The organism is Mesorhizobium sp. WSM4836, from assembly GCF_055811815.1.
The window spans coordinates 78,505-103,865 of the sequence record NZ_JBVVQF010000015.1; the positions used below are offsets into that span (position 1 = coordinate 78,505).

Consider the following 25,361-nt stretch of genomic DNA (forward strand, 5'->3'; position numbering starts at 1 on the left):
AAATTTCGGGGGAATGCGCAGGCACTCCTTTCGACTATCCTGATCACAATTTCCGGCAGGAGCGAGAATGCGTTACGAACGAGACATGCGCGGCTACGGGGCCAATCCGCCGGATCCGAAATGGCCCGGCGGGGCGCATGTCGCGGTGCAGTTCGTCGTCAATTACGAAGAGGGCGGCGAGAATTGCGTTCTCCACGGCGACAAGGCTTCGGAGGCATTCCTGTCGGAGATCGTCGGCGCCGCGCCCTGGCCCGGCCAGCGCCACTGGAACATGGAATCGATCTACGAATACGGCGCCCGAGCCGGCTTCTGGCGATTGCTGCGCCTGTTCAGCGCGGCGCAAGTGCCGATCACCTGCTACGGCGTCGCCACGGCCCTCGCGCGTTCGCCCGATCAGGTCGCGGCGATGCAGGAGGCCGGCTGGGAGATCGCCTCGCACGGGCTGAAGTGGATCGACTACCGCGACCACGCGCCAGAAGACGAGCGCCGCGACATGGAGGCGGCGATCCGGCTGCATTATGAGGTGACAGGCGCGCGGCCGACCGGCTGGTACACCGGCCGCACCTCGATCAACACGGTGCGGCTGGCGGCGGAAGAAGGCGGCTTCGCCTATGTGTCGGATACCTATGACGACGAACTGCCCTACTGGTTCGAGCATGTGGCACCGGACGGCACGGCGAAGCCGCAGCTGGTCATCCCCTATACGCTCGACGCCAACGACATGCGCTTTGCCACGCCGCAGGGCTTCAACTCGGGCGACCAGTTCTTTGCCTATCTCAGGGATAGTTTCGACACGCTCTATGCCGAGGGCAAGGCAGGGCGGCCGCGGATGATGAATATCGGCCTGCACTGCCGCCTGGTTGGGCGGCCGGGCCGGGTTGCGGCATTGAAGCGCTTCATCGAATACGTCAAAACACACGACAAGGTCTGGCTGGCACGGCGCATCGACATTGCAAAACATTGGCAGGAGACGCATCCGTTCCGGCTGCCGGCGCTACGCCCGTCGAAAATGGAATTCGAGACCTTCGTCCACGCATTCGGCGGCGTGTTCGAGCATTCGCCGTGGGTTGCCGAGCGCGCTTATGAGCTGGAACTCGGCCCGGCCCATGACAGTGCCGGGGGCCTGCACAATGCGCTCTGCCGCGTCTTTCGCGCGGCAAGCGAGGCCGAGCGGCTCTCTGTGCTCAATGCCCACCCCGATCTTGCCGGAAAACTGGCGCAGGCCAAGCGGCTGACGGCGGAATCGACGAGGGAACAGGCTTCGGCCGGGCTCGACGCGCTGACCGACAGGGAGCGCGAGCTGTTCGCAAAACTCAATGCCGCCTACGTCACCAGTTTCGGTTTCCCGTTCATCATCGCCGTGAAAGGCAAGACCAAGGAGGAGATCCTGGCCGAGTTCGAGGCGCGTATCGGCAACCGCCACGATGTCGAATTCGAAACCGCCTGCAGGCAGGTCGAGCGCATCGCGCTGCTTCGTCTCAAGGACATGCTTCCGCAATAGGCTTTGGCGATAGGCCCTGGCTTCCGCAACAGGCTTGAATTTATGGATATGATGAAAATGGCCGAGCGAACCTATTATGCGCCGCAGGGCGGACATCCCGGCCAGAGCGAATTGCTGACCGGCCGCGCTGTGTTCACGCAGGCCTATGCCGTCATCCCCAAGGGCGTGATGCAGGACATCGTCACCAGCGCCTTGCCGTTCTGGGACGGGACACGCGTCTGGGTGCTGTCGCGGCCGCTATCGGGTTTTGCCGAGACGTTTTCGCAATATATCGTCGAGCTCGCGCCCGGCGGCGGCAGCGACCGCCCCGAGCTTGACGCCGCCGCCGAAGGTGCGCTGTTCGTGGTCGAAGGCGAGCTCAGCGTTTCGCTTGCCGGCAACAAACATCGCTTAAGGCCGGGCGGCTTTGCCTTCCTGCCGCCAGCGAGCGGCTGGACGGTGCGCAATGAAAGCGGCGCCGCCGTCCGCTTCCACTGGATCCGCAAGACTTATGATGCAGTCGACGGCATCGTGCCGCCGCAAGCGTTCTTCGCCAACGAACAGGACATCACGCCGACGCCGATGCCGGGTACCGAAGGCCGATGGGCGACGACGCGCTTCGTCGATCCGGCCGACATGCGGCACGACATGCATGTCACTATCGTCACGCTCGAGCCGGGCGCGGTCATTCCCTTCGCCGAGACGCATGTCATGGAGCACGGGCTCTATGTGCTGGAGGGCAAGGCGGTCTACCGTCTCAACCAGGACTGGGTTGAGGTCGAGGCCGGCGACTACATGTGGCTGCGCGCCTTCTGCCCGCAGGCTTGTTATGCCGGCGGCCCAGGCAAATTCCGTTACCTCCTCTACAAGGACGTGAACCGCCACGCCAAGCTTGGCAGCGCCGGCGTCGCGAGACCTTCACCATGACTCGCATCGTCGCGCGGCCGCTGACCCGCGAGAATTTCGCCGAATTCGGCGACGTCATCGATATGGGCGGCGACAACCACTATCCGATCAATGGCGGCAAGGCCGAGCGCTACCACGACCTCGCCACCGCGGAAGCACGAGGGCCGAATGCGCGCGTGCTGATCTCTATGGTGCGCGGCACGCCCTATGAGTTGCCGTTGAAGCTGACCATGGTGGAGCGTCACCCGTTTGGCAGCCAGGCCTTCATCCCGCTGTCGCCACGGCCGTTCCTGGTCGTCGTCTGCCATGACGGCGAGGAAGGCCCGGGCGAGCCGCATGCCTTCATCACCGGGCCCGGGCAAGGCGTCAACTATCCGCGCAATTTGTGGCACGGCGTGCTGACGCCGATCGGCGAGTCCCAGAACTTCCTGGTCGTCGACCGTGGCGGCGACGGCTCCAATCTCGAAGAGTGCCACTTCTCGCACGCCTATGAGATCGATCTTCCCGATGGGAGCCTGTGATGACCGACATTTCGCTGATCGACCGCCTGCTCGACGTCATCGAGCACGACATCGTGCCGAAGACCGTCGAAGGCGTCGCGCACGGAAATAAACTGTTCGGCGCGGCGATCCTGCGCAAGGACGACCGTTCGCTGGTGCTTGCCGAAACCAACAACGAGATCGAAAATCCGCTCTGGCACGGCGAGGTGCATTGCCTGAAGCGCTTCTACGAAATGCCGAAGGCCGAGCGCGTCGACACCAAGGACGCGATCTTTCTTGCCACGCATGAACCTTGCTCGCTCTGCCTGTCGGCGATCACCTGGACCGGCTTCGACAATTTCTACTATCTGTTCAGCCACGAGGATTCGCGCGACAGCTTCGACATCCCGCACGATCTGAAGATCCTGAAGGAGGTCTTCACCCTCGACCCCGGCGGCTACAATGCCGAGAACGCCTATTGGAAGAGCTTCTCGATCCGCCGACTGGCGCGGTCGCTGCCCGAGACGGAGCGCCTGCGACTGGAAGCGCGTATCCGCACAATATCATCGCGCTATGACGAATTGTCCGGCGCCTATCAGGCCGGCAAGGACGAAAACGAGATCCCGCTGAATTGAATGCAGCAAAGTTCAATGGCTTGAGTTGCCACCTTTATGGTGGCAAATTCCTTTATGGAGAAACGCAGACCCACTTACGACCTTGATGCAATCAAGGCTGAGTTGGGTTCTGTCGACACGCTGGCAATCACGACGTCCGCCCTACGGGATGCCATTGGGCTGGGATCGCGCCGGTATTGTCGAGGCGATCGGCGGCATCACGCGGAAGATGTTTGTAAAGTCGATGACGCCGTTCGCCGACCATCGTGTCTGGCAAGATGTCTATTATGTGCCAGCACGCGACCTGGTTCTTTACGTGAAATTTCAGGCGGACGTCCTGACCGAATTCACGGTCATGTCGTTCAAGGAAAAGTGACCATGGCGATGAAAGAAAATAACGAAACGAATAGCATGATCTCCCCCGAAACAGGAGAAACGCTGACGCGTGGGGTGCGTCCGTTCACTGTGACTTACAAAGGCGAGAGCATGATCATCGACCTGCCGGGTTATTATCCCTCTTCGGGAAGTGACGGCGTGCATGTCGGAGACGACATGACCGTCGTCGATGCAGCGCTCCGCATCCTCAAAGAAAAGATCGACGGCGTTCCGGCACCGGCCACCATCCGTCGCGTGCGCACAAAGCTCAAACTTTCGCAACGCGAGGCAGGATCCCTGTTCAAGGTCGGCGAGAACGCTTTCGACAAATACGAACGGGGTCTGATCGAGCCGAGTGGCCCAACCATTCAGCTGATGACGCTGTTGGAAAAACACCCGGAGTTGGTGGACGAGTTGCGGTAGCCGCGCGGCCTCTCTGACAGGTCGCATAATCTGCTGCTCCAGTCGCGAATAGCGATTGAAAGTCGCCTCGCTGCCGGGCGTTATGCCCCCCATGAAAACCGTCACCGAATTTCCCCGCAAGGCTGTCGAATTTCCGGACATGGGGATCGTCATGCCGGACGGCTGCCGGCTGTCGGCGCGGGTGTGGATGCCGGCAGATGCTGCCGACGATCCAGTGCCGGCGATCCTCGAGCACCTGCCCTACCGCAAGCGCGACGGCACGATCTACCGCGATCAGCTGACGCATCCCTATTTCGCCGGCCACGGCTACGCCTCGATCCGCGTCGACATGCGCGGCAATGGCGATTCCGAAGGGCTGATGGACGACGAATATTCCGAGCAGGAATTGCAGGACGCTTGCGACGTCATCGCCTGGGCGGCGGCGCAGCCCTGGTGCAACGGCAATGTCGGCATGATGGGCATTTCGTGGGGCGGCTTCAATTGCTTACAGGTGGCAGCCAGGCAGCCGGCGGCGCTGAAGGCGGTCATCAGTCTTTGTTCGACGGTCGACCGCTATGCCGACGACATCCATTATAAGGGCGGCTGCCTGCTGATCGAGAATTTCGGCTGGGCCTCGACCATGCTGTCGTATTCGTCACGGCCGCCGGATCCGTTGCTGGCCGGCGACAACAGATGGCGCGACCTGTGGCTGACCCGGCTGGAGAACCAGCCCTTCCTGGCGCCGCTGTGGCTGAAGCACCAGCATCGCGATGCCTACTGGAAGCGCGGCTCCATCTGTGAGGACTATCCGGCCATCCATGCCGCGGTGCTGTCGATCGGCGGCTGGCATGACGGCTATCGCAATACGATTTCCCATCTCGCCGCCAATATCGAGGCGCCGGTCAAGGGCATCGTCGGCCCGTGGATCCACAAATACCCGCATTATGCCGCGCCTGAACCGCGCATCGGTTTCCTGCAGGAGGCCTTGCGCTGGTGGGACCGCTGGCTGAAGGGCACCGATACCGGCGTCGAGGCCGACCCAGCCTACCGCGCCTATGTGATGGACAGCGTTCGTCCGGCGCGCTGGCATCCCGAGCGGCCGGGCCGCTGGGTCGCTGAATCCGAATGGCCGTCACCCATCATCAAGACGCAAGAGGTTGAGCTTATCGCTGAAGGCAACCACGCTATCGTCGCTTCGCCGCAAAACTGCGGCCTTGCCGGTGGCGAATATTTCCCCTTCACCTTCGGCCCGGAACTGCCGGGTGACCAGCGCCCCGACGATGCGTTGTCGATGTGTTTCGACCAGCCGGTGCTGACCGAAGTGATCGACATCGTCGGTGCTCCCGAAGTTCTGGTCCGGGTTTCGTCGGACCGGCGCCAGGCGAACATCGCGGTTCGGCTGTGCGACGTCCATCCGGACGGAGCGTCGGAGCTGATCTCCTACGGCGTGCTCAACCTGACGCATCGCAACTCGCATGAATTTCCCGAAGCGCTGGTGCCTGGCGAAACCGTCAGCGCCCGGGTGGTGCTCGACCAATGCGCCTATCGCGTGCCGGCCGGCCACCGCTTGCGCGTTGCCGTTTCGAACGCGTACTGGCCGATGATCTGGCCGTCGCCGGACCCGGTCCGGCTGGAATTGTCGGCGGCGACATTGATGCTACCGCTGCGCCCGCCGGCGACAGGTGACGAGGTCACCTTCCCCGCTCCTGAAAGTGCTGCCCCGTGGGCAACAGAGACACTTCGGCCCGCCAATTCCGAGCGTCATGTCGATCGCGACGAAAAGGCCGGAATGATCACGCTTTCCATCGTCGACGATTTTGGCGAAGTGCGCGATCTGGAGCACGGTCTTGCCCACGGCAGCATCGCCAGAGAGACATGGGTGATCCATCCTGACGATCCGCTGTCAGCGTTGGGCAAGACGCATTGGACCCAGACGCTGTCGCGAAATGGATGGTCGGTGCGCACCGAAACCTTCGCCGAAATGCGCTCCGACGCGCAAAGCTTCATGGTTAGCGCCAGAATTGAAGCCTATGAAGGCGAGAAACTGGTCTTCGAGCGCAACTTCGAGGAGAAAATCCCGCGCGAACTGCTTTGAGCGCTTATAGCGATTGGTCCAATTGCGACGCACGATTTACGCCACGGCATGTCGCATTCGGTCTTGCTTACTGCTTTCCCTTACGGTCATTATTCTCCCGATAAGAAATGAGAAAACGACCATAAGGTCGGACCAACAGAGTGAGGAACTCAACATGTCTAACGAACTGGAATATCTGAGCCGGCGCGTTGCGTCCGGCAAGCTGAGCCGTCGCGATTTTCTCGGCCGGGCGGCAGCGCTCGGCGTCACCGCAACCTTCGCCAATTCGCTGCTTTCCAGCGCTTCCCGCGCAGCGGGTCCGGTCAAGGGCGGCACGCTCAAGGCCGGCCTGGTCGGTGGCGAGTCCACCAACAGCCTCGATCCGGCGCTGTTCATGACGCAGGTGCCGTTCGCCTTCGGCAAGATGTGGGGCGAACTGATCGTCGAGCTGTCTCCCGAGGGCAAGCTCGAGAACCGCATCGCCGAGGAGATTGGCTCGTCGGACGACGCCAAGACCTGGACGCTGAAGATCCGCGATGGCGTCGAGTTCCACAACGGCAAGAAGGTGACTGCAGAGGACGTGGCCGCCACCCTCGAACGCCATTCGGACGAGAAGTCGAAGTCCGGCGCGCTCGGTTACATGAAAGGCATCGAGAGCATCAAGGCTAGCGGCAAGGAAGTGGTGCTGACGCTGAAGGAGCCGAATGCAGATCTTCCCTATCTGCTCAGCGATTATCACCTGATCATCCAGCCGAACGGCGGTAAGGACAAGGCCGATGCCGGTATCTCGGCGGGTCCTTACAAGGTCACCACCAACGAGCCCGGCGTGCGCCATGCCGGCGAGCGCTTCGCCAACTACTGGCAGGGCGACAAGATGGGCCATGCCGACCAGATAGAGATCATCGTCATCAACGACGCGACCGCGCGTACCGCAGCCCTCCAGGGCGGCCAGGTCCACATGATCAACCGGGTCGAGCCGAAAATCGTCGATCTGATCAAGCGCGTGCCCGGCGTCACCATCCGCAACCATTCGGGACCCGGCCACTACGTCTTCATCATGCACTGCAATACCGCGCCGTTCGACAACAACGATCTGCGCATGGCGTTGAAGCTGGCGATCGACCGCGAGGAGATGCTGAACAAGGTGCTGCGTGGCTATGGCTCGCTCGGCAACGACTTCCCGATCAATGCATCGTACCCGCTATTCACCGAGATCGAGCAGCGCAAATACGATCCCGACAAGGCCAAGTTCCACTACAAGAAATCGGGCCATGACGGTGCCGTCCTGCTCCGGACGTCGGACGTCGCCTTCCCCGGTGCCGTCGACGCCGCACAGTTGTTCCAGCAGAGTGCTGCCAAGGCCGGCATCAAGCTGGAGATCAAGCGCGAGCCGGGCGACGGCTACTGGGCGGAAGTCTGGAACAAGCAGCCCTTCTGCGCCTCATACTGGGGCGGCCGCTCGACGCAGGACCAGATGTACTCTACCGCCTACCTGTCGACGGCCGACTGGAACGACACGCGTTTCAAGCGTCCGGATTTCGACAAGATGGTGCTGGCGGCTCGCGCCGAGCTCGACGAGGCCAAGCGCAAGGCAATGTACCACGACATGGCTGTGATGGTGCGCGACGAGGGCGGCCTGATCCTGCCGATGTTCAATCAGTTCATCGACGCGACGGGCGCCAAGGTTGCCGGCTGGGTGGATGATCCGCATCAGGAGTTGATGAACGGATATGCCCTGGCGAAGTGCTGGCTGGAAGCCTGAGCCCGGCCTTGCGGATATGTCCTCACCCATCGTGAAACTGGTGGCCCAGCGCATTGCGCTGGGCATCATCCTTCTATTGGCCGTTTCGGTCCTGATCTTCGCCGGCACCCAGATCCTGCCCGGCGACGTCGCGCAAGCCATTCTCGGACAGTCGGCGACACCGGAGTCGCTCGCCAATCTGCGCGAGCAGCTCGGCCTCAACGATCCCGCTTACATCCGTTATTTTCGCTGGCTCGGCGGCATCCTGACCGGTGATCTCGGCACGGCTATGTCGAGCGGCCAGGATATCGCAACCTCGATCGAGGGAAGGCTGTGGAACACGCTGTTCCTCGCCTTCTGGGCGGCGATCGTCGCGGTGCCGCTGGCGATCATCCTCGGCCTGATCGCGGTGCGCTATCGCAATGGCTGGGTCGACAAGCTGATCTCGGGACTGGCGCTCGCCTCGACATCCTTCCCGGAATTCTTCGTCGGCTATGTGCTCGTCTTTTTCTTCGCGGTGCAACATCAATGGTTTCCCGCCATTTCCACCGTCTATGACGGGATGCCTTTCGGCGAACGCATCCAGGCCATAGCATTGCCGGCGGCGGCGCTGACCCTGGTGGTGCTCGCCCATATGATGCGCATGACGCGCGCCGCGATCCTCAATGTCATGCAGTCGGCCTATGTCGAAACCGCCGAACTCAAGGGGCTTTCGGCCTTCGCGGTCATCCGCAGGCATGCCTTCCCCAATGCGATTGCGCCGATCATCAACGTCGTCATGCTCAACCTGGCCTACCTCATCGTCGGCGTCGTCGTTGTCGAAGTGATCTTCGTCTATCCAGGCATGGGACAATATCTCGTCGACCACGTCACCAAGCGCGACGTGCCGGTGGTTCAGGCGGTTGGGCTGATCTTCGCCGCCGTCTACATCAGCCTGAACATCATCGCGGACATAGCGGCGATCGTCGCCAATCCGCGCCTTAGACATCCGAAATGAAGGGGTCGGGTATGCTCGTCATCAAACGCATCCCCATCCCGGCATTGATCGGCATTGTGCTGACGGCGCTGTTCGTTCTGGCGGCGATTTTTGCGCCGTGGATCGCGCCGCATGGCAATGCCGAGATCGTCAGCGACGTCCCTTGGGAACCGATGTCGGCGGCGCATTGGCTGGGCACCGATAATCTCGGTCGCGATCTGTTGTCGCGCATGATCTATGGCGCCCGCATCACGCTGTTCATTGCGGTGCTGGCTACGGCGCTGTCCTTCTCGCTCGGCGCCATCCTCGGCTTCTCGGCAGCGGTTTTCGGCGGCTGGTTCGACACGCTGCTGTCACGGCTTGTCGACCTTCTGATGTCGATCCCGACGCTGATCATGGCCCTTGTCGTGCTTTCGGTGCTGCCATCCAATCTGGTGATGCTGATCCTGGTCATGGGCGTTCTGGATTCGACCCGCGTCTATCGCCTGTCACGAGCGGTCGCCGTCGACATCAACGTCATGGACTATGTCGAGGCGGCCAAATTGCGCGGCGAAGGCAGCGGCTGGATCATCTTCCGCGAAATCCTGCCCAATGCGCTGTCGCCGCTTGTTTCGGAACTCGGCCTGCGCTTCATCTATGCCGTGCTGTTCCTGTCGACACTGTCCTTCCTCGGGCTTGGCGTGCAGCCGCCGGACGCCGATTGGGGCGGCATGGTCAAGGAAAACAAGGATGGCATCGTCTTCGGCATAGGCGCCGCCCTCATTCCGGCGGCGGCGATCGCAGCGCTGGCGATTTCCGTCAATCTCGTCGCCGACTGGGTGCTCAACCGCACGACAAGCCTGAAGGGAGGACGCGGGTGATGGCTGACAAGCAACCGAAGCCCGGGCAACCGAAGTCGGGGCAACTGAAGTCCGGCGTGCTGCTCGACATCCGCAATCTGCGCATCGAGGCCACGGTATATCCGCCGGGCGAGGCGCCGAAGAACATCGTGCTGGTGCACGATGTCTCGCTGACGCTCGAAAAGGGCAAGGTGCTCGGACTGATCGGCGAGTCCGGCGCCGGCAAGTCGACCATCGGCCTGTCGTCGATGGGCTACGGCCGCGGCGGCGTGCGCATCACCGGCGGCGAGGTCATCCTCAATGGCCGCGACATCCTGAAGGGCGGCAACGAAGGGTTCCGCAAATTGCGCGGCCGCGAGGTCTGCTATGTCGCGCAATCGGCGGCAGCGGCCTTCAATCCGGCGCACAGGCTGATGGACCAGGTGGTCGAGGCAGCACTCCTGCACGGCACGGCGACGCGGGCGCAAGCTGAAAAGCGCGCCGTGGCGCTGTTCAAGAAGCTTAGCCTGCCGAACCCCGAAAGCATCGGCGAGCGTTTCCCCCACCAGGTGTCGGGCGGTCAGCTCCAGCGCGTGATGACGGCAATGGCGCTGTGCTCGGAGCCCGACCTGATCGTCTTCGACGAGCCGACCACTGCGCTCGACGTGACGACGCAGATCGACGTCTTGGCGGCGATCAAGGACGCCATCCGCGACACGCATGTCGCGGCGCTCTATATCACCCACGATCTTGCCGTCGTCGCCCAGGTTTCGGACGAGATCATGGTGCTGCGCCACGGCCGGCTGGTCGAATGGGGCGGCACCCGCCAGATCATCAAGGAGCCGCGCCAGGAGTACACCAACGCACTGGTTTCGGTGCATGAGATCGAACACCAGGAGCAGAAGCCCGGCACGAGCCCGTTCCTGTCGGTCAAGAACATCACCGCCGCCTATGGCCGCAGCCACATCAAGGTGCTGAAGAACGTCTCGGTCGACATTTTCCCGGGCCAGACGCTGGCGGTGGTCGGCGAGTCCGGCTCCGGCAAATCCACGCTGGCGCGCGCCATCACCGGCCTCTTGCCGCCCGAACAGGGCACCGTCACCTTCGACGGACGGCCGCTCGCCAACCGGCTGGCCGACCGGCCGAAGGAGGATCTGCGGCAGCTGCAGATGATCTACCAGATGGCCGATGTGGCGATGAACCCGCGCCAGACGGTCGGCACCATCATCGGCCGGCCGCTGGAATTCTATTTTGGAATGCGCGGGCGCGAGCGCGACAAACGCGTCGCCGAACTGCTCGACAAGATCGAAATGGGCAAGGGCTATGTCGACCGCTATCCGGCCGAGCTTTCGGGCGGCCAGAAGCAGCGCGTCTGCATCGCCCGTTCGCTCGCCGCCAAGCCGAAGCTGATCATCTGCGACGAGGTGACCTCGGCGCTCGACCCGCTGGTCGCCCACGGCATACTGGAACTGCTGCTCGAGCTGCAGAAAGAGGAAAATGTCGCTTATCTGTTCATCACCCACGACCTGGCGACGGTCAAGTCGATCGCCGATTCGATCGCGGTGATGTATCGCGGCGAAGTGGTGCGCTACGGCGCCAAGAGCACCGTGCTGACGCCACCTTTCGATGCGTACACCGATCTTTTGCTGTCGTCGGTGCCAGAAATGGAGATCGGCTGGCTGGAAAAGGCGATCAAGGGACGCCGCATGGCCAGCGCGGGGAACTAGCGCGCCGGCCATTGCGCCCGACGATCCGGTCCGGGCGTGGATCGAACGGCAGCCCGGCCCTGACTATCCGATTAAGGCACATGGAGCTGCCTATGGCGCTCAAGACAAAACTATTGCTCATCATCCTCGACGGCGTGCCTTACCGAAACTGGCGACGGCTGATGGGCAATCTCGAAGGCTGGGTGCAATCAGGCGAAGCGCGCGTATGGAAAATGCGCTCCGTCCTGCCGTCGACCTCGGCATCCTGCTATGCCTCGATCCACACCGGCGTGCCGCCCCAAGTGCACGGTATCCTGTCGAACGAGAACCGGTTTCGCATCGAACAGCCGGACATCTTTTCCGAAGTCAGCAGGGCCGGCGGCAAGACGGGTGCGGTCACCCATTCCTACTGGTCCGAATTCTTCCGGGCCTATCCCTTCGATCTGGTCGAGGACCTGGAGTTCGACCAGCCGGGCAGGCCGATCAGCCATGGCCGGTTCCATACCATGAGCGGCTACAATGCCACGAACCAGATGACGCCGAGCGACGTCGACCTGTTCGCGACGTTGACCATGCTGACCAGGCGCTACGGCATCGACTACGGCATCCTGCACAGCTGCACTCTGGACTCGATGGGCCACCGCTTCGGCCATGATTGCCATGAAATGGATCATGCCGTCTATGCAATGGACGCCATGCTCGCCGGCTTCCTGCCGCGCTGGCGGGAGGACGGCTACGAGGTGATCGTCACCGCCGATCATGGCCAGACCGATCGCGGCCATCACGGCGGCCATGACGAGGAGATGCAGGATTTCGCACTTTACTACTTCGGGCCCGGCGCGGGTCCGAAAGCCAATACGCTGCTCGATCAGCTGCAGCTTGCGCCGACGGTGCTTGCGCGCCTCGGCGTGCCGGTGCCGGCGACGATGAAGGCAAAGCCATTTCTCGACTGATTTGGATTGCCGTTTGCGATCGGGACCTTAGTCGCCCGGCAGCGGACCGGTGAGTGACAAAACTGTCGGGAATCCCTGCATCCAATTACGCCCGCCCGAGACTGAACGACTGCACCTTGCCCGATGGCTATGAGCCGCCTTTTGGCCGCCGTCATTGCGAGCCTGACGGCCTAGACAGTATCCCTAAAAAGGGGGAGAACGGTATACTCTGGCCACGCTCCCGCTCTTCGGCTAGCCTCCGCAAAAGTCCTCGGGCGGATGCGGTGAACCTTTTTGGGCCGATCAGCGACAGAGCAGGCAGGAGCCGGGCGGCTCGACCGGCGATGACGGCCGCGGAGACCGATCGCGCGCTCGTCGAGCGGGTCGCGAAGGGCGACCGTGCCGCCGGGCGGCTCCTGTTCATGCGCCACCACGCGCGGGTCTACCGCTTCGTGGCACGCCAGACGGGATCGGAACTGATGGCCGACGATATCGCGAACGAGGTGTTCCTCGAACTCTGGCGACAGGCGCCGGTCTTCGAGGGGCGCTCGGAGGTCTCGACATGGCTGCTCGGCATTGCCCGCTTCAAGGCGCTGTCCCTGTTGCGCAAGAAGAAGGAAGACTGGATCGACGACGATGACGCGGCCCAGGTCGCCGACGTCGCCGACACGCCGGAAGTCGTGACGATGAAGGAAGACAAGGCCGCTGCCTTGCGATGCTTCATCGATGCCATGCCGGAAGAGCACCGCACGGTGATCGACCTTGCCTATTATCACGGGCAATCGGTGAGCGAGATCGGCGAGGTACTCGGCATCCCGGTCGCCACGGTCAAGACCAGGATGTTCTACGCCCGCAAGAAACTCGGCGAAGCCCTCAAGGCCGCCGGTTACGACAGGGGGTGGCCATGAGCGCCGCTGAAAAAATGTCACGCCGCGACGAAATGGAAATGCTGCTGCCGTTTTATCTGAACGGCTCGCTGGAGGGCGCCGAGCTCGAAGCCATCGAGGAATGGCTGGCGAGCGATCCGGCGGCGATGGCCGCACTGGGTGAGGCCGAGGCCGAATTCTCCGGCACCGCTGCCGCAAACGAGGCAATCCGCCCGCCGGCCGATGCGCTCAGCCGCTTCGCCAAGGCGCTCGACGCCGAGGCCGGCCCGTCCCGTGCGCCTGTGGCATCGTCCTGGCTGGCGCAGGCCTGGAGCCGCTTCAAGGCGGTGCCCGCCGGCGTCGCCTGGGCCGCGGCCGCGGTGCTGCTGGCTCTGGTCGTCACGCAATCCTTTGTGCAGACCGGCAACAGAGGCGGTGACTTCGAGATTGCCGGATCGGAGGACGATCTGGCCAAAATGCCGTTTGCCCTGGTGAAATTCAAAGCGGATGCGAAGTTGTCCGAAATCGTCGCTTTTCTCGACCAGAACCAGTTGAATATCGCCGGCGGGCCGACCGCCGACGGCATCTTCCGGCTCGGCGTTCCGGCCAAGACCGCCGCCGACTATCAGAAGCTGCTTGGCCTTATTGCCGCCCAGCCTTTCACCGAAGCTGCCCTGGAGGGAAGGAAACCGGCTGATGGCGGCTAAGGCGGTCATTCGATTGACGGCGGCAATCACAATCTCCGCCGCATCCGCAATGGCGCAGACCAACGACCCGAACCTCAGCCAGGCTGAGATCGACTGCCTGAACCGGGCAAGTGCCGCCAACGCCGACTGCGCCACGGATGGCGGCGGCGTGAAGGATGGCGGCAAAGCGCCGGCTCCTGGAACGACGGGCGCCGTGTTTCTTCCGGGCTTGATTGTCGACCTGTTTCCCAATCCCGCCGTAGTCGCCGGGGCGCCGACACCTCCTGGCAATACTGCGGCCCCGCCGCCCGCTCCGCCTTCGGGCGCCCCGGCAATACAGGCTGCCGCGTCGGGTGGTCCGGTCGTAGCACCCACCGATCTTGTCGCAACCGAGCCGCCGCGCGCCGTGATCGGCGATTTCGTGCCCGACGAGGTGCTGGTCACCGTCACTGGCGATGCCGGCGCGGTCCAGCGGATCGCCGCCTCGTTCGGCCTCGAAATACGCTCGCAGCGGCAGTCGCGGCTGCTCGGCAACACACTGGTGCGCTTCGGCATACCCGATGGCCGCCCGGTCGGCGTCGTGCTGGCGCAGCTTGCCGCCGGCGGCCGTACTTTGCGGCGTGAGGCCAACCACGTCTATGCGCTGCAGCAGACGGCCAGTATCGTCAATTATGCGTTCGAGCGCATCGCACTCGACGCCGACGCGGCCAGCGGCGAGAATATCCGCGTCGGCGTCATCGACACCGGCATCGACGACAGCAATCCGGCGCTTTCCGGCGTTATTGCCGGGCAGTTCGATGCCATGCCCGATGTGCCGATCAAGGCGCGCGACCACGGTACTTCGGTCGACGGCCTGATCGCCGGCACCGGCGCGTTCAAAGGCATGGCGCCGGGCGCCGGGATCTACCACGCCCGCGCCTTCGAGGGCGGCAAGTCGAGCATGGACGTCATCCTTTCGGCGCTCGACTGGGCGGCGGAGCAGGATGTCCGCATCATCAATATGAGCTTCGTCGGTCCGAAGAACGACTTGCTCGACATCGCCTGCCGCAATGCACGCGCGCTTGGCATCGTGCTGGTCGCGGCCGCCGGAAATAACGGACCGAAGGCGCCCTATGGTTATCCGGCCGCCTTCGACGGCGTGATCGCGGTGACGGCCACCGACGCCAAGGACGGGTTGATGGCGCAGGCCAATCGCGGCGCCTACGTCTTCATCTCCGCTCCCGGCGTCGAGATGGTGGCGCCGAGCGGCGCCGGCTCGGATGTGGTGAGCGGGACTTCCTTTGCGGCGGCGATCGTGACCGGCGCCGTCGCCAATCTCTTGCATGCGGCGCCCGACCGCTCCGCCGACTGGGTCGAGAAAACACTTGCCGCCACGGCAAAAGATCTCGGCCCCAAGGGACGCGACTATGATTTCGGCTTTGGGCTGCTGGACATGAAGGCGGCCGAGACGGCGAAGCAATAGCCCGCTCAAGTCGCGTTTTGCCGAGGACGAACCAGAAAATAGAATGCGGCGATGTGCGTGATCATCAGCAGCGGTACGTAGATGATCGGGATCGCGTAGGTGGCGCCCAGTTCTCCCGCGCGTGCAGGAAGGCCGATCTGAATGGCGTGGTAATAGTCGACGACGAGGTCGACCGTCCCTACGACGTTGAAGGCGACGACCAACGGCCAGAAGAGCGGGCGTATCCTAACCGTGAGCAGCGCCAGCATGGCCAGCACGCCAGTCGCGAAATCGCCGTAGGCGGCGAACACGCCGAAATCGGCGGGCAGATTGGAGCTTACGACGCCTGGAACCATGAAGACGAGCCCGAAGAAGCGGAAGCTGTGCAGCGTAGCGATAGCGCGTTGCGCTGCGACCCAGTCCATCGACCTGAGCCACGGCAAACCGTACGCGCCGAAGCAAAGCAGCCACGCGACGTAGCCGAGAACAAGATGGGTTTGGAATACCATTTCCGTGGACATTTGGCTTCCTCAACAGTTGATTCACGCGGCTTTAAGCCCGCTACCGCAATTCGACTATCCGGTGTAATCACAACAACCTATGAAGCAGAACTACACAGTCCGGCATGGTGCGCTGGAGGGCGTCGAGGCGTTCCTGGCCGTCGCCAGGCGCCGCAGCTTCCGCCGTGCCGCCGCTGATCTCGGCGTGACGCCGTCCGCCGTGAGCCAGGCGGTGCGCGCACTGGAAGCCCGCCTGGGCACGGCGCTGTTCGTCCGCACGACGCGGAGCGTTGGTTTAACCGAGCCTGGCCAGCGGTTCCTAGACCGTGCCGGCCCGGCATTCGAAGAGCTTGTCGCGGCCGGCGAGGCCGCCCGCGATATCGGCCAACGGCCGACCGGTCTGCTACGCCTGTCCGTGCCCCGCGCCATCGTGCCGCTGATGTTGGAGCCGGTGATCGCGTCGTTCTGCCAAGCCTATCCTGAGATCGAACTGGAGATCGCCGTGAGCGACCAGATGGTCGATCTCGCGACCGGCGGGTTCGACGCCGGCATTCGCCTCGGGCAGCTCATCGCCCCCGACATGGTTGCGGTGCGGCTGACAGCGCCGTTCTCGTTCGTGGTCGTCGGCAGCCCTGACTATCTCGAGCGCCACGGCCGTCCCGAGCGTGTCGACGACTTGCGCCACCACGCCTGCTTACGCTTGCGCCGTTCGAATGGCAGCATCGCGCCCTGGTCGTTCATCGACGGCAACGGCGCAATCGAAGCGGTCGTCTCAGGCCCGCTGATCGCGCACGACTATTCGACATTGGTCGGGGCTGCGACGCGGGGCGTTGGGCTGGCGCAGACACCACGACCACTCGCCGAAGGTCCGATAGAAGAAGGAAAACTCAAGTCGGTGCTGGACAGCATCGCCACGACGACGCCGGGTGTCTTCCTCTATCATCCTGGCAAGCGCCAAGTCCTGCCGAAGCTGCGCGCCTTCATCGATCACCTCAAATCCGCGGCCTGAGACCAGGACGCACTCGCTGATGCTGCCAACAGCCGCCAAGGTCGACCTCGGCCTTTCAGAGTGATTGAGTTGTGCCCTTAGGCAGGCGCGCCGGCGACCGATCCCCTGACCACCAGGTCGACCGGCCAGACCTCGCCGCGAGCGCCCTCCTCCAGGCCGGAAATCCGCGCCGCCAGCCGTTCGGCGATGCGTGCGCCCGCCAGGCGGATCGACGAGCGCGTCGTCGACAATGGCACCGAAAAATTTTCCGGCTTCAGCCAGGGAAAGACGTCGTCATGGGCGATCAGCGACAGGTCGCCCGGAATGGTCAGGCCGAGATCGCGCACCGCGCGCACCACGCCGAGCGCCATGATCAGGCTGGAGCAGGCGATCGCCGTCGGCGCGTCGCTTTGTTCCAGCAAGCGTCTGGCGGCGCGGTAGCCGTTCTCCTCGGTCATGGTGAGGGAACAGACATGCTGTTCACTGAGCATCAGGCCGCTCGCCGCAAGTGCGCGCCGCACGCCGCGCTCGCGATGGATGGCGAAGGTCTCGCGATCATCACCATTGATCAGCGCCAGACGCCTGTGACCGAGCTGGACGAGTAGCCGCGCCGCCTCGTGGAAGGCGCCCTCATTGTCGATGTCGGTGAAGGGATAGTCGAAATCGAAGCCTTCGCTGCGGCCATGGACGATGAAGGGAATGCCGAGCGTATTGACCAGCGCCACCCGCCGGTCGGTCGGCCTCGGCGAGGAGATATAGACCGCGTCGACCTGCCGGTTGGCCACAATGCGGCGGTAGGTCGTCTCCTGGTCGTCGGCATCGGCCGGTGACAGCACCAGGTCGAACTCGTGCGAACGCGCATAATCGCCGAGGCCGGACAGGAACTCGACGAAATGCGGGTCGATATCGACGGTCGTTCCCGTCGGCAGCACATAGCCGATCATGCCGGTCTTGCCGGTTGCCAGCCGGCGCGCGCTCGGATTGGGGCGATAGCCGTGGCGCTTGGCGGCATCGACCACCCGCCGGCGCGTCTCCTCGTTGACTTCCGGGTAGCCGTTCAATGCGCGGCTGACCGTGGTCTGCGAAAGCGCCAGCATATGGGAGAGTTGCTTGAGATTCACCGGAAGGCCTCCAAGGCTCAAAGCGCTTTTAATCTGAATCGAGCTGGCCGCTGCGAACCGCGTTGCCGAGCGCAGTGACCATACGCACGGTTCGGACCGGTTTGAAGCCGAATTTGCTGCTGCATTGCCAGAAAACTGTGCTGCAGCGCACTTTCGTCGGCACCAGGCCCGCAGAAATTAAATCGATTAGCCTGGCTTCCTCTTGACTCGCGATCAATTCAGTGGCGAGATCAAGATGACCAAAGCGCTTTGGAAGACTCTACGAAAGGTTGCAGTTCCTTTCCGACTGAGTCACAGTCCTGCAGCGCCGGCGGACGGAATGGAGGTTTCGTTCGGTGTTTGTCACCACTGGAAGGGAATACCGATGAAGAAAATGCTTCTGCTGGGCGCCGCGTTTGCCACGCTCGCTCTGGCCATGCCCGCGCAAGCCGAACTGAAGTTCAAGCCGGGCGAAGATCCCCGTTTCAACTGGGCCAACTACGAAGAGCTCAAGAAGGTCGACCTCAAGGGCGAGACGCTGACGATCTTCGGCCCGTGGCGCGGCGAGGACGAAGGGCTTATCCGCACCGTTCTCGATTACTTCTCGGAAGCCACCGGCGCCGAGATCAAGTACTCCTCGTCGGAGAATTACGAGCAGCAGATCGTCATCGACACGCAGGCCGGTAGCCCGCCCAACATCGCCGTGCTGCCGCAACCGGGCCTGATCCAGGATCTGGCATCGAAGGGCCTTTTGACGCCGCTCGGCGACGACACCGCCAACTGGGTCAAGGACAATTACGGCGCCGGGCAATCCTGGGTCGACCTCGGCACCTTCAAGGACAAGGACGGCAAGCCCGGCTTCTTCGCCTTTCCTTACAAGGCCGACGTGAAATCGCTGGTCTGGTACTCGCCGGATAATTTCGAGGAAGCCGGCTACAAGGTGCCGAAGACGCAGGAAGAGCTTGCCGAGCTCGAAAAGAAGATCATCGCCGACGGCGGCACGCCATGGTGCATCGGGCTTGGATCGGGCGGCGCCACCGGATGGCCGGCGACCGACTGGGTCGAAGACATCATGCTGCGCACCCAGACGCCCGAGACCTACGACAAATGGGTGAAGAACGAAATTCCGTTCAACGACCCGGCAGTGGTCAACGCCATCGACATTTTCGGCAAGATCGCGACCGACGACAAGATGGTCGAGGGCGGCGCCAAGGCGGTTGCGGCGACCGATTTCCGCGACAGCCCTAAGGGCCTCTTCTCGGTGCCGCCGAAATGCTATCTGCACCACCAGGCATCGTTCATCCCGACCTTCTTCCCGCAAGGCACCAAGATCGGCGAGGATGCCGACTTCTTCTACTACCCGCCTTACGCCTCCAAGCCCGAGCTCGGCACTCCGGTGCTCGGCGCCGGCACGCTGGCCATGATCACCAAGGATAGCAAGAGTGCCCGCGCGTTCATCGAATTCCTGAAGCTGCCGCTCGCTCATGAGATCTGGATGGCGCAGGGCGGCTTCGTGACGCCGTTCAAGTCGGTCAACAAGGACGCCTATGCCAGCGACGCGCTGAAGAAGCAGGGCGATATCCTGGCCAACGCCTCAACGTTCCGCTTCGACGGGTCCGACCTGATGCCGGGCAAGATCGGCGCCGGTGCGTTCTGGACGGGCATGATCGACCTCGTCGGCGGCAAGTCCGCCCAGGACGTCGCCACCGACATCCAGAAAAGCTGGGACGCGATCAAGTAAGCGGCCGGCTTGAGTTCCGATTTGATGCGATCCGGGCCTCAAAACGGCCCGGATCCTATCCGGTGCTTGGCGTCACGTCGATTGTCGTGAGCACAATGCATTCCGGCATGACGCGCGCCCAGTGACCTGCTTTCCGGCTGGTCGCGCTCCAGACAACTGAATCGGCGCATGATCCCGTCGCCAAAGCCATTCTCGACTGGCGGATCCGTGCGCAGGGGGAGGGACCCATGGCGGCTCAGATTTTTTCGGCGATATTCGTCATCATCATCGGCGTGGGCGGCTGCGTCGCCTATTTCTGGGGCGCCAACAAGGCTCTCGACACGATCTTTCCGGCACGCGGCGTTTCCGGCAAGGCGGCGATTAACAATCTGCGCCGGCAGGGGGTGATCCGGCCCTGGCTGTTCGTCGGCCCGGCGATGATCATCCTCACCATCTACCTGATCTACCCGGTGGTGGAGACACTGAGGCTGTCGTTCCTCGATCGCGGCGGCGCCCATTTCGTCGGCTTGGCCAATTATCAATGGGCGTTCGGCGACCGCGAGTTCCGCAACTCGATCCTCAATAACATCCTGTGGCTGGCGGTGGTGCCGGCCGCCTGCACCTTCCTCGGGCTGATCATCGCCGTGCTCACCGACAAGATCTGGTGGGGCACCATCGCCAAGAGCCTGATCTTCCTGCCGCTGGCCATCTCATTCGTCGGCGCCAGCGTCATCTGGAAATTCATCTACGAATATCGCGGCGAGGGCCAGACACAGATCGGCCTGCTCAACGCCATCGTCCAGTATTTCGGCGGCCAGCCGCAGGTCTGGATCTCGCTGCCGTTCTGGAACAATTTCTTCCTGATGATCATCCTGATCTGGATCCAGACCGGCTTTGCCATGGTCATCCTGTCGTCGGCCTTGCGCGGCATTCCAGAAGAGACGCTGGAAGCCGCCGTCATCGACGGCGCCAACCCTTTCCAGATCTTCTGGAAGATCATGGTGCCGCAGATCTGGGGCACGATCGCCGTCGTCTGGACCACCATCACCATCCTGGTGCTGAAGGTTTTCGACATCGTGCTGACCATGACCAACGGCCAGTGGAACAGCCAGGTGCTGGCCAATCTGATGTTCGACTGGATGTTCCGCGGCGGCGGCGATTTCGGCCGCGGTGCCACCATCGCCATCATCATCATGATAGCGGTCATTCCGATCATGGTCTGGAACATCCGCCAGGCGAACAAAGAGACGGAAGGGCATTGAGATGACTGGCTCGACCGGAAAGTCCTTTGTCAGCCGTTTCGGCGTCCATATCGCCGTCTTCATCTTCGTTGCGATCTGGACGATCCCGACGCTCGGCATTCTGGTCTCGTCGCTGCGCGACAAGGACCAGATCATCGCTTCTGGCTGGTGGAATTCGTTCACCAGTTCCAGTCAGACGGAAGCCGGACGGCTGCCGCCCGCCTCGGCGCAGGTCGAGAAGGACGGCAAGTTCGTCCTGCAAGGCAATATTTTCGGCGACGGCCCTGCTCGCAACATCAGCGCCTTCGGCGTCAAGTCGGCAGCGCCGACGCAATATCCCGCCGGCACGACAGCCGATCTCGGCGACGGCGTGACCCTGCAGCTCAATGCCGAGGGCAGTTTCGTCATGACCTCGCCGAAGGCCTTCGAAGGCGAACGCGGCCAGCGCGTTTATTACGCCTCGTCGGCGCCGCCGAAATTCACCACCGACAATTACAACACAGTGCTGTTTTCGGAAGGCATCGGCCGCTCTTTCATGAACTCGCTGACCGTCACCATTCCGTCGACCGTGATCCCGATCCTGATCGCCGCGTTCGCCGCCTATGCGCTGGCCTGGATGCGCTTTCCCGGCCGCGCCCTGCTCATCGCCGTCATCATCGGCCTCCTGGTCGTGCCGCTGCAGATGTCGCTGATCCCGCTGTTGAAGCTCTATAACGGCGTCGGCAGCTTCTTCGGCGTGCCGTCGAAAACCTATCTCGGCATCTGGCTGGCGCATACCGGCTTCGGTCTGCCTTTCGCCATCTATCTTCTGAGGAGCTATATTGCCGGCCTGCCACGCGAGATCATGGAATCGGCGCGCATCGACGGCGCCAGCGATTTTGAGATCTTCGTCAAGATCGTGCTGCCATTGTCGTTCCCGGTGCTGGCCTCGTTCGCCATCTTCCAGTTTCTCTGGGTGTGGAACGATCTGCTGGTGGCGATGGTTTTCCTTGGTACCGAGGGCGACCAGATCGTGCTGACCGCCAAGCTCAATGCGTTGCTCGGCTCGCGCGGCGGCGACTGGGAGATCCTGACGACATCGGCCTTCGTCACCATCATCGTGCCGCTGATCGTGTTCTTCTCGCTGCAGCGCTATTTCGTCCGCGGGCTGCTTGCCGGCTCGGTGAAAGGAGGTTGAGATCATGCAATCCGCTTTGAAGGCCACCCCGAAGCCCGATCTCGCTATCGATCGCGACTGGTGGCGAGGTGCCGTGATCTACCAGATCTACCCGCGCAGCTATCAGGATTCGAACGGCGACGGCATCGGCGACCTCAGGGGTATCATCCAGCGGCTGCCCTACATCGCCTCGCTCGGTGTCGACGCCATCTGGATCTCGCCATTCTTCAAATCGCCGATGAAGGACTTTGGCTACGACGTGTCGGATTATTGCGAAGTCAATCCGATGTTCGGCACGCTGGCCGACTTCGACGCGCTGACCGCAGAGGCGCACCGGCTTGGCCTCAAGGTGATGATCGACGAGGTGCTCTCGCACACCGCCGACATCCATCCGTGGTTCAAGGAAAGCCGTTCGAGCCGCAGCAATCCAAAAGCCGACTGGTATGTCTGGGCGGACGCCAAGCCGGACGGCACGCCGCCCAATAACTGGCTGTCGATCTTCGGCGGCTCGGCCTGGCAGTGGGACACCAGCCGCCAGCAATATTACCTGCATAATTTCCTGGCCGAGCAGCCCGACCTCAACTTCCATACCCGCGCGGTCCAAGACGCGCTGCTTGACGTCACCCGCTTCTGGCTGGAGCGCGGCGTCGATGGTTTCCGCCTCGATACCATCAATTTCTACTTCCACAGCCAAGGCCTGGAAGACAATCCGCCGCTGCCGCCCGAGCAGCGCAACGATCAGACGGCGCCGGCCGTCAACCCCTACAACTACCAGGACCATCTCTACGACAAGAGCCGGCCTGAAAACCTCGGCTTCCTCGAACGCTTCCGCGCCTTGCTTGACGAATATCCGGCGACGGCCGCGGTTGGTGAAGTCGGCGATTCGCAGCGTGGGCTGGAAGTGGTGGCGGCCTATACGGCCGGCGGCAAGCGCGTGCATATGTGTTACTCCTTCGACTTCCTGGCGCCGGAGAAGATCAGCGCGGCAAAGATACGCGCGGTGCTGGAAACCTTCGGCAAGGTGGCCAGCGACGGCTGGTCGTGCTGGGCCTTCTCCAACCATGACGTGATGCGCACTGCCTCGCGCTGGGCGGCCGGCGAGCCCGACCCGACCGCCTACCTCAAGCTCATCTCGGCGCTGCTGATGTCGTTGCGCGGCTCCGTCTCCATCTATCAGGGCGAGGAGCTCGGACTCAGCGAGGCCGAACTCAGCTTCGAGGATCTGCAGGACCCATACGGCATCCGCTTCTGGCCGGAATTCAAGGGCCGCGACGGCTGCCGCACGCCGATGGTTTGGGACGGCGCCGCCCGCAATGGCGGCTTCTCGACGGCAAAGCCCTGGCTGCCGGTGCCCAGCAAGCATCTTGCGCAAGCGGTGAATGTGCAGCAAGGCGACGACGGCTCGCTGCTCGAGCACTACCGGCGCTTTCTGGCTTTCCGCCGCGCTCATCCGGCACTGACCAAGGGCGATATCGAGTTCATCGAAAGCGACGGAGACACCGTCGCGTTCACGCGCCGCGAAGGCAACGAGCAGATCGTCTGCGCCTTCAATCTCGGGGCGAAGCCGGCCGAAGTCGATCTTGGCGGCCGCTCACTGCAGCCCTTGCCGGGACACGGGTTTTCGGGACAGACTGGCGCCGGCACTATCCGCCTCGGCGGCTACGACGCCTGGTTCGGGCGTATCGACTGAATTCAATGAAGAACTGGAGGGTACCATGGCCGATGTCACGCTGAGGCAAGTGAAGAAATCATACGGCAATCTCAACATTCTGCACGGCGTCGACCTCGACATAAGGTCGGGCGAATTCATCGTCTTCGTCGGCCCCTCGGGTTGCGGCAAGTCGACCCTGCTGCGCTGCATCGCCGGGCTGGAGGAGATCACCTCGGGCGAGCTCAAGATCGACGGCGAGATCGTCAACGACGTGCCGCCGTCAAAGCGCGGCATCGCCATGGTGTTCCAGTCTTATGCGCTTTATCCGCACATGACGGTCTACGACAACATGGCCTTCTCGATGAAGATCGGCAAGGAAAGCAAGGCCGAGATCGACAAGCGGGTGCGCCAGGCCGCCGAGATCCTGCAGCTGACCAAATATCTCGACCGCCTGCCCAAGGCGATGTCGGGCGGCCAGCGCCAGCGCGTCGCCATCGGCCGCGCCATCGTGCGCAATCCCAAGGTCTTCCTGTTCGACGAGCCGCTATCCAACCTCGACGCGGCGCTGCGCGTCGCCACCCGCATCGAGATCGCCAAGCTCAAGGAATCGATGCCGGCCACAACGATGATCTACGTCACCCACGACCAGGTCGAGGCGATGACGCTGGCCGACCGCATCGTGGTGCTGAAGGAAGGCCATATCGAACAGGTCGGCACGCCGATGGAGCTCTACAAGCGGCCCGGCAATCTGTTCGTCGCCCAGTTCATCGGCTCGCCGGCGATGAACATCCTGCCGGCAACGATCGACAAGACCGGCAACCCCACCGTTGTCAGCCATGTCGGCGGCCGCAAGGCAACGGTGCCAATCGCAACGCCTGCCTCGGCGAAAGGCGCTGCGGTGAGCTTCGGGGTGCGGCCGGAGGATCTGATGATTGCCAGCGGCGCCGACTATTTGTTCGAAGGGACGGTCGACTATGTCGAGCAGCTCGGCGAGGTCCAGCTCGTCTATGTCGACATCGGCCGCGCCGACCTGCCGTTGGTGACCAAGCTGCCGGGCAATGTCGAGGTCAAGCGCGGAGCGGCGATGCGGCTGACGGCGGACGCCAGCGATCTGCACATCTTCGACGCGGACGGACACTCCTTCGCGCTCCATGAAGCAGAAGCAAAGGCGGCTTGAAGCAGGCGTTTTCCGTTATGCAAAAAACAAGAGCGGCGGGCATGGCCCGCCGCTTTTGTCTTGAATCCAGTTCGGCTGTTAGTTGTTGCCGAAGAGATTGCGGTCGGCGCCCTGAGGCGCGGACTTTGGGACATCGCGCGACGAATTCAGCAGCTTGTAGACTGGCGAATTGCTGTCGCGAACCGAAGACGTCCGGGTGTTGTCGACATTGACGGTCGACTGCTTATTGATGTCGGTCCCGCCAACGTTGTCGTTGCCGGCATAGGCGGCGCCGGCAGCGATCAAAAGAGCGGCGGCAGTAAGAATAATCTTCTTCATTTTGGGTACTCCTG

The 25,361-nt window shown here is 62.8% G+C and carries 24 protein-coding genes; 21 read left to right on the forward strand and 3 right to left on the reverse strand.

Annotated elements, in window-relative coordinates:
* Positions 1 to 67 precede the first annotated feature (67 nt).
* The 15 genes from puuE (at position 68) to AC0L2P_RS18680 (ending at position 15,517) form a co-directional block, all read left to right on the forward strand.
* Positions 68 to 1,501 carry an allantoinase PuuE gene (puuE, locus tag AC0L2P_RS18610; RefSeq protein ID WP_473502783.1) on the forward strand — a complete coding sequence of 478 codons (1,434 nt, stop codon included), beginning with the start codon at positions 68 to 70 and terminating at the stop codon, positions 1,499 to 1,501.
* Between the two features lie 57 nt (positions 1,502 to 1,558).
* The gene (locus tag AC0L2P_RS18615) at positions 1,559 to 2,407 is read left to right on the forward strand and encodes a bifunctional allantoicase/(S)-ureidoglycine aminohydrolase (protein WP_473502784.1); all 849 of its coding nucleotides are present in this window, start codon (positions 1,559 to 1,561) and stop codon (positions 2,405 to 2,407) included.
* Complete coding sequence (locus AC0L2P_RS18620) at positions 2,404 to 2,907, forward strand: ureidoglycolate lyase (protein WP_473502786.1); 504 nt, start codon at positions 2,404 to 2,406, stop codon at positions 2,905 to 2,907. The genes AC0L2P_RS18615 and AC0L2P_RS18620 overlap by 4 nt, the downstream gene beginning before the upstream one ends.
* Positions 2,907 to 3,500 (forward strand): nucleoside deaminase, encoded by a 594-nt coding sequence (locus AC0L2P_RS18625; RefSeq protein ID WP_473502788.1) that lies wholly within the window; start codon positions 2,907 to 2,909, stop codon positions 3,498 to 3,500. Before AC0L2P_RS18620 ends, AC0L2P_RS18625 begins: the two co-directional genes overlap by 1 nt.
* Before the next feature lie 154 nt (positions 3,501 to 3,654).
* Positions 3,655 to 3,855: a type II toxin-antitoxin system MqsR family toxin gene (locus AC0L2P_RS18630; RefSeq protein WP_473502790.1), complete on the forward strand. Its 201-nt coding sequence runs from the start codon at positions 3,655 to 3,657 to the stop codon at positions 3,853 to 3,855.
* 2 nt (positions 3,856 to 3,857) lie between these two features.
* Complete coding sequence (locus AC0L2P_RS18635) at positions 3,858 to 4,277, forward strand: type II toxin-antitoxin system MqsA family antitoxin (protein ID WP_473502792.1); 420 nt, start codon at positions 3,858 to 3,860, stop codon at positions 4,275 to 4,277.
* Positions 4,278 to 4,368: 91 nt separating this feature from the next.
* Positions 4,369 to 6,351 (forward strand): CocE/NonD family hydrolase, encoded by a 1,983-nt coding sequence (locus tag AC0L2P_RS18640; RefSeq protein WP_473502794.1) that lies wholly within the window; start codon positions 4,369 to 4,371, stop codon positions 6,349 to 6,351.
* A gap of 154 nt (positions 6,352 to 6,505) precedes the next feature.
* Positions 6,506 to 8,092 carry an ABC transporter substrate-binding protein gene (locus AC0L2P_RS18645; RefSeq protein ID WP_473502796.1) on the forward strand — a complete coding sequence of 529 codons (1,587 nt, stop codon included), beginning with the start codon at positions 6,506 to 6,508 and terminating at the stop codon, positions 8,090 to 8,092.
* A 16-nt stretch (positions 8,093 to 8,108) separates the two neighbouring features.
* Positions 8,109 to 9,068 (forward strand): ABC transporter permease, encoded by a 960-nt coding sequence (locus tag AC0L2P_RS18650; protein ID WP_473502798.1) that lies wholly within the window; start codon positions 8,109 to 8,111, stop codon positions 9,066 to 9,068.
* Positions 9,069 to 9,079: 11 nt separating this feature from the next.
* Entirely contained in the window at positions 9,080 to 9,907 is an 828-nt protein-coding gene (locus AC0L2P_RS18655; RefSeq protein ID WP_473502800.1) for an ABC transporter permease, read from the forward strand.
* Positions 9,907 to 11,592 (forward strand): ABC transporter ATP-binding protein, encoded by a 1,686-nt coding sequence (locus AC0L2P_RS18660; RefSeq protein WP_473502802.1) that lies wholly within the window; start codon positions 9,907 to 9,909, stop codon positions 11,590 to 11,592. Before AC0L2P_RS18655 ends, AC0L2P_RS18660 begins: the two co-directional genes overlap by 1 nt.
* Before the next feature lie 92 nt (positions 11,593 to 11,684).
* Positions 11,685 to 12,524, forward strand: a complete 840-nt coding sequence (locus AC0L2P_RS18665; protein ID WP_473502804.1) for an alkaline phosphatase family protein — start codon at positions 11,685 to 11,687, stop codon at positions 12,522 to 12,524.
* 323 nt (positions 12,525 to 12,847) lie between these two features.
* The gene (locus tag AC0L2P_RS18670; protein ID WP_473502806.1) at positions 12,848 to 13,411 is read left to right on the forward strand and encodes a sigma-70 family RNA polymerase sigma factor; all 564 of its coding nucleotides are present in this window, start codon (positions 12,848 to 12,850) and stop codon (positions 13,409 to 13,411) included.
* Positions 13,408 to 14,076: an anti-sigma factor gene (locus AC0L2P_RS18675; RefSeq protein ID WP_473502807.1), complete on the forward strand. Its 669-nt coding sequence runs from the start codon at positions 13,408 to 13,410 to the stop codon at positions 14,074 to 14,076. Before AC0L2P_RS18670 ends, AC0L2P_RS18675 begins: the two co-directional genes overlap by 4 nt.
* Positions 14,066 to 15,517, forward strand: coding sequence for a S8 family serine peptidase (locus tag AC0L2P_RS18680; RefSeq protein WP_473502809.1), 1,452 nt, complete (start codon positions 14,066 to 14,068; stop codon positions 15,515 to 15,517). Before AC0L2P_RS18675 ends, AC0L2P_RS18680 begins: the two co-directional genes overlap by 11 nt.
* A 5-nt stretch (positions 15,518 to 15,522) precedes the next feature.
* Here AC0L2P_RS18680 and AC0L2P_RS18685 read toward each other — a convergent pair whose 3' ends face one another.
* Positions 15,523 to 16,017, reverse strand: a complete 495-nt coding sequence (locus tag AC0L2P_RS18685) for a hypothetical protein (protein ID WP_473502811.1) — start codon at positions 16,015 to 16,017, stop codon at positions 15,523 to 15,525.
* 79 nt (positions 16,018 to 16,096) lie between these two features.
* Between AC0L2P_RS18685 and AC0L2P_RS18690 the strand changes: the two genes are divergently transcribed.
* A complete protein-coding gene (locus tag AC0L2P_RS18690) occupies positions 16,097 to 17,005 on the forward strand; it encodes a LysR family transcriptional regulator (protein WP_473502813.1) in 909 nt (302 codons plus the stop codon).
* A 77-nt stretch (positions 17,006 to 17,082) separates the two neighbouring features.
* Here the strand turns inward: AC0L2P_RS18690 and AC0L2P_RS18695 are convergent, their stop codons facing one another.
* A complete protein-coding gene (locus AC0L2P_RS18695; RefSeq protein WP_473502815.1) occupies positions 17,083 to 18,105 on the reverse strand; it encodes a substrate-binding domain-containing protein in 1,023 nt (340 codons plus the stop codon).
* A gap of 364 nt (positions 18,106 to 18,469) precedes the next feature.
* On the opposite strand from AC0L2P_RS18695, the gene AC0L2P_RS18700 reads away from it, so the two are divergent.
* The 5 genes from AC0L2P_RS18700 to AC0L2P_RS18720 all read left to right on the forward strand — a co-directional run bounded on the left by AC0L2P_RS18700 (position 18,470) and on the right by AC0L2P_RS18720 (position 25,029).
* Complete coding sequence (locus AC0L2P_RS18700; RefSeq protein WP_473502817.1) at positions 18,470 to 19,825, forward strand: ABC transporter substrate-binding protein; 1,356 nt, start codon at positions 18,470 to 18,472, stop codon at positions 19,823 to 19,825.
* Positions 19,826 to 20,052: 227 nt separating this feature from the next.
* On the forward strand, positions 20,053 to 21,066 hold the full coding sequence (locus tag AC0L2P_RS18705; RefSeq protein ID WP_473502819.1) for a carbohydrate ABC transporter permease: 1,014 nt from the start codon (positions 20,053 to 20,055) through the stop codon (positions 21,064 to 21,066).
* Position 21,067: 1 nt separating this feature from the next.
* Positions 21,068 to 22,222, forward strand: a complete 1,155-nt coding sequence (locus tag AC0L2P_RS18710) for a carbohydrate ABC transporter permease (protein ID WP_473502821.1) — start codon at positions 21,068 to 21,070, stop codon at positions 22,220 to 22,222.
* Positions 22,223 to 22,226: 4 nt separating this feature from the next.
* Entirely contained in the window at positions 22,227 to 23,891 is a 1,665-nt protein-coding gene (bglA, locus tag AC0L2P_RS18715) for a beta-galactosidase BglA (RefSeq protein ID WP_473502823.1), read from the forward strand.
* 25 nt (positions 23,892 to 23,916) lie between these two features.
* Positions 23,917 to 25,029: an ABC transporter ATP-binding protein gene (locus AC0L2P_RS18720; protein WP_473502825.1), complete on the forward strand. Its 1,113-nt coding sequence runs from the start codon at positions 23,917 to 23,919 to the stop codon at positions 25,027 to 25,029.
* A gap of 78 nt (positions 25,030 to 25,107) precedes the next feature.
* Here AC0L2P_RS18720 and AC0L2P_RS18725 read toward each other — a convergent pair whose 3' ends face one another.
* Positions 25,108 to 25,347: a DUF680 domain-containing protein gene (locus AC0L2P_RS18725; protein WP_473502827.1), complete on the reverse strand. Its 240-nt coding sequence runs from the start codon at positions 25,345 to 25,347 to the stop codon at positions 25,108 to 25,110.
* Positions 25,348 to 25,361 lie beyond the last annotated feature (14 nt).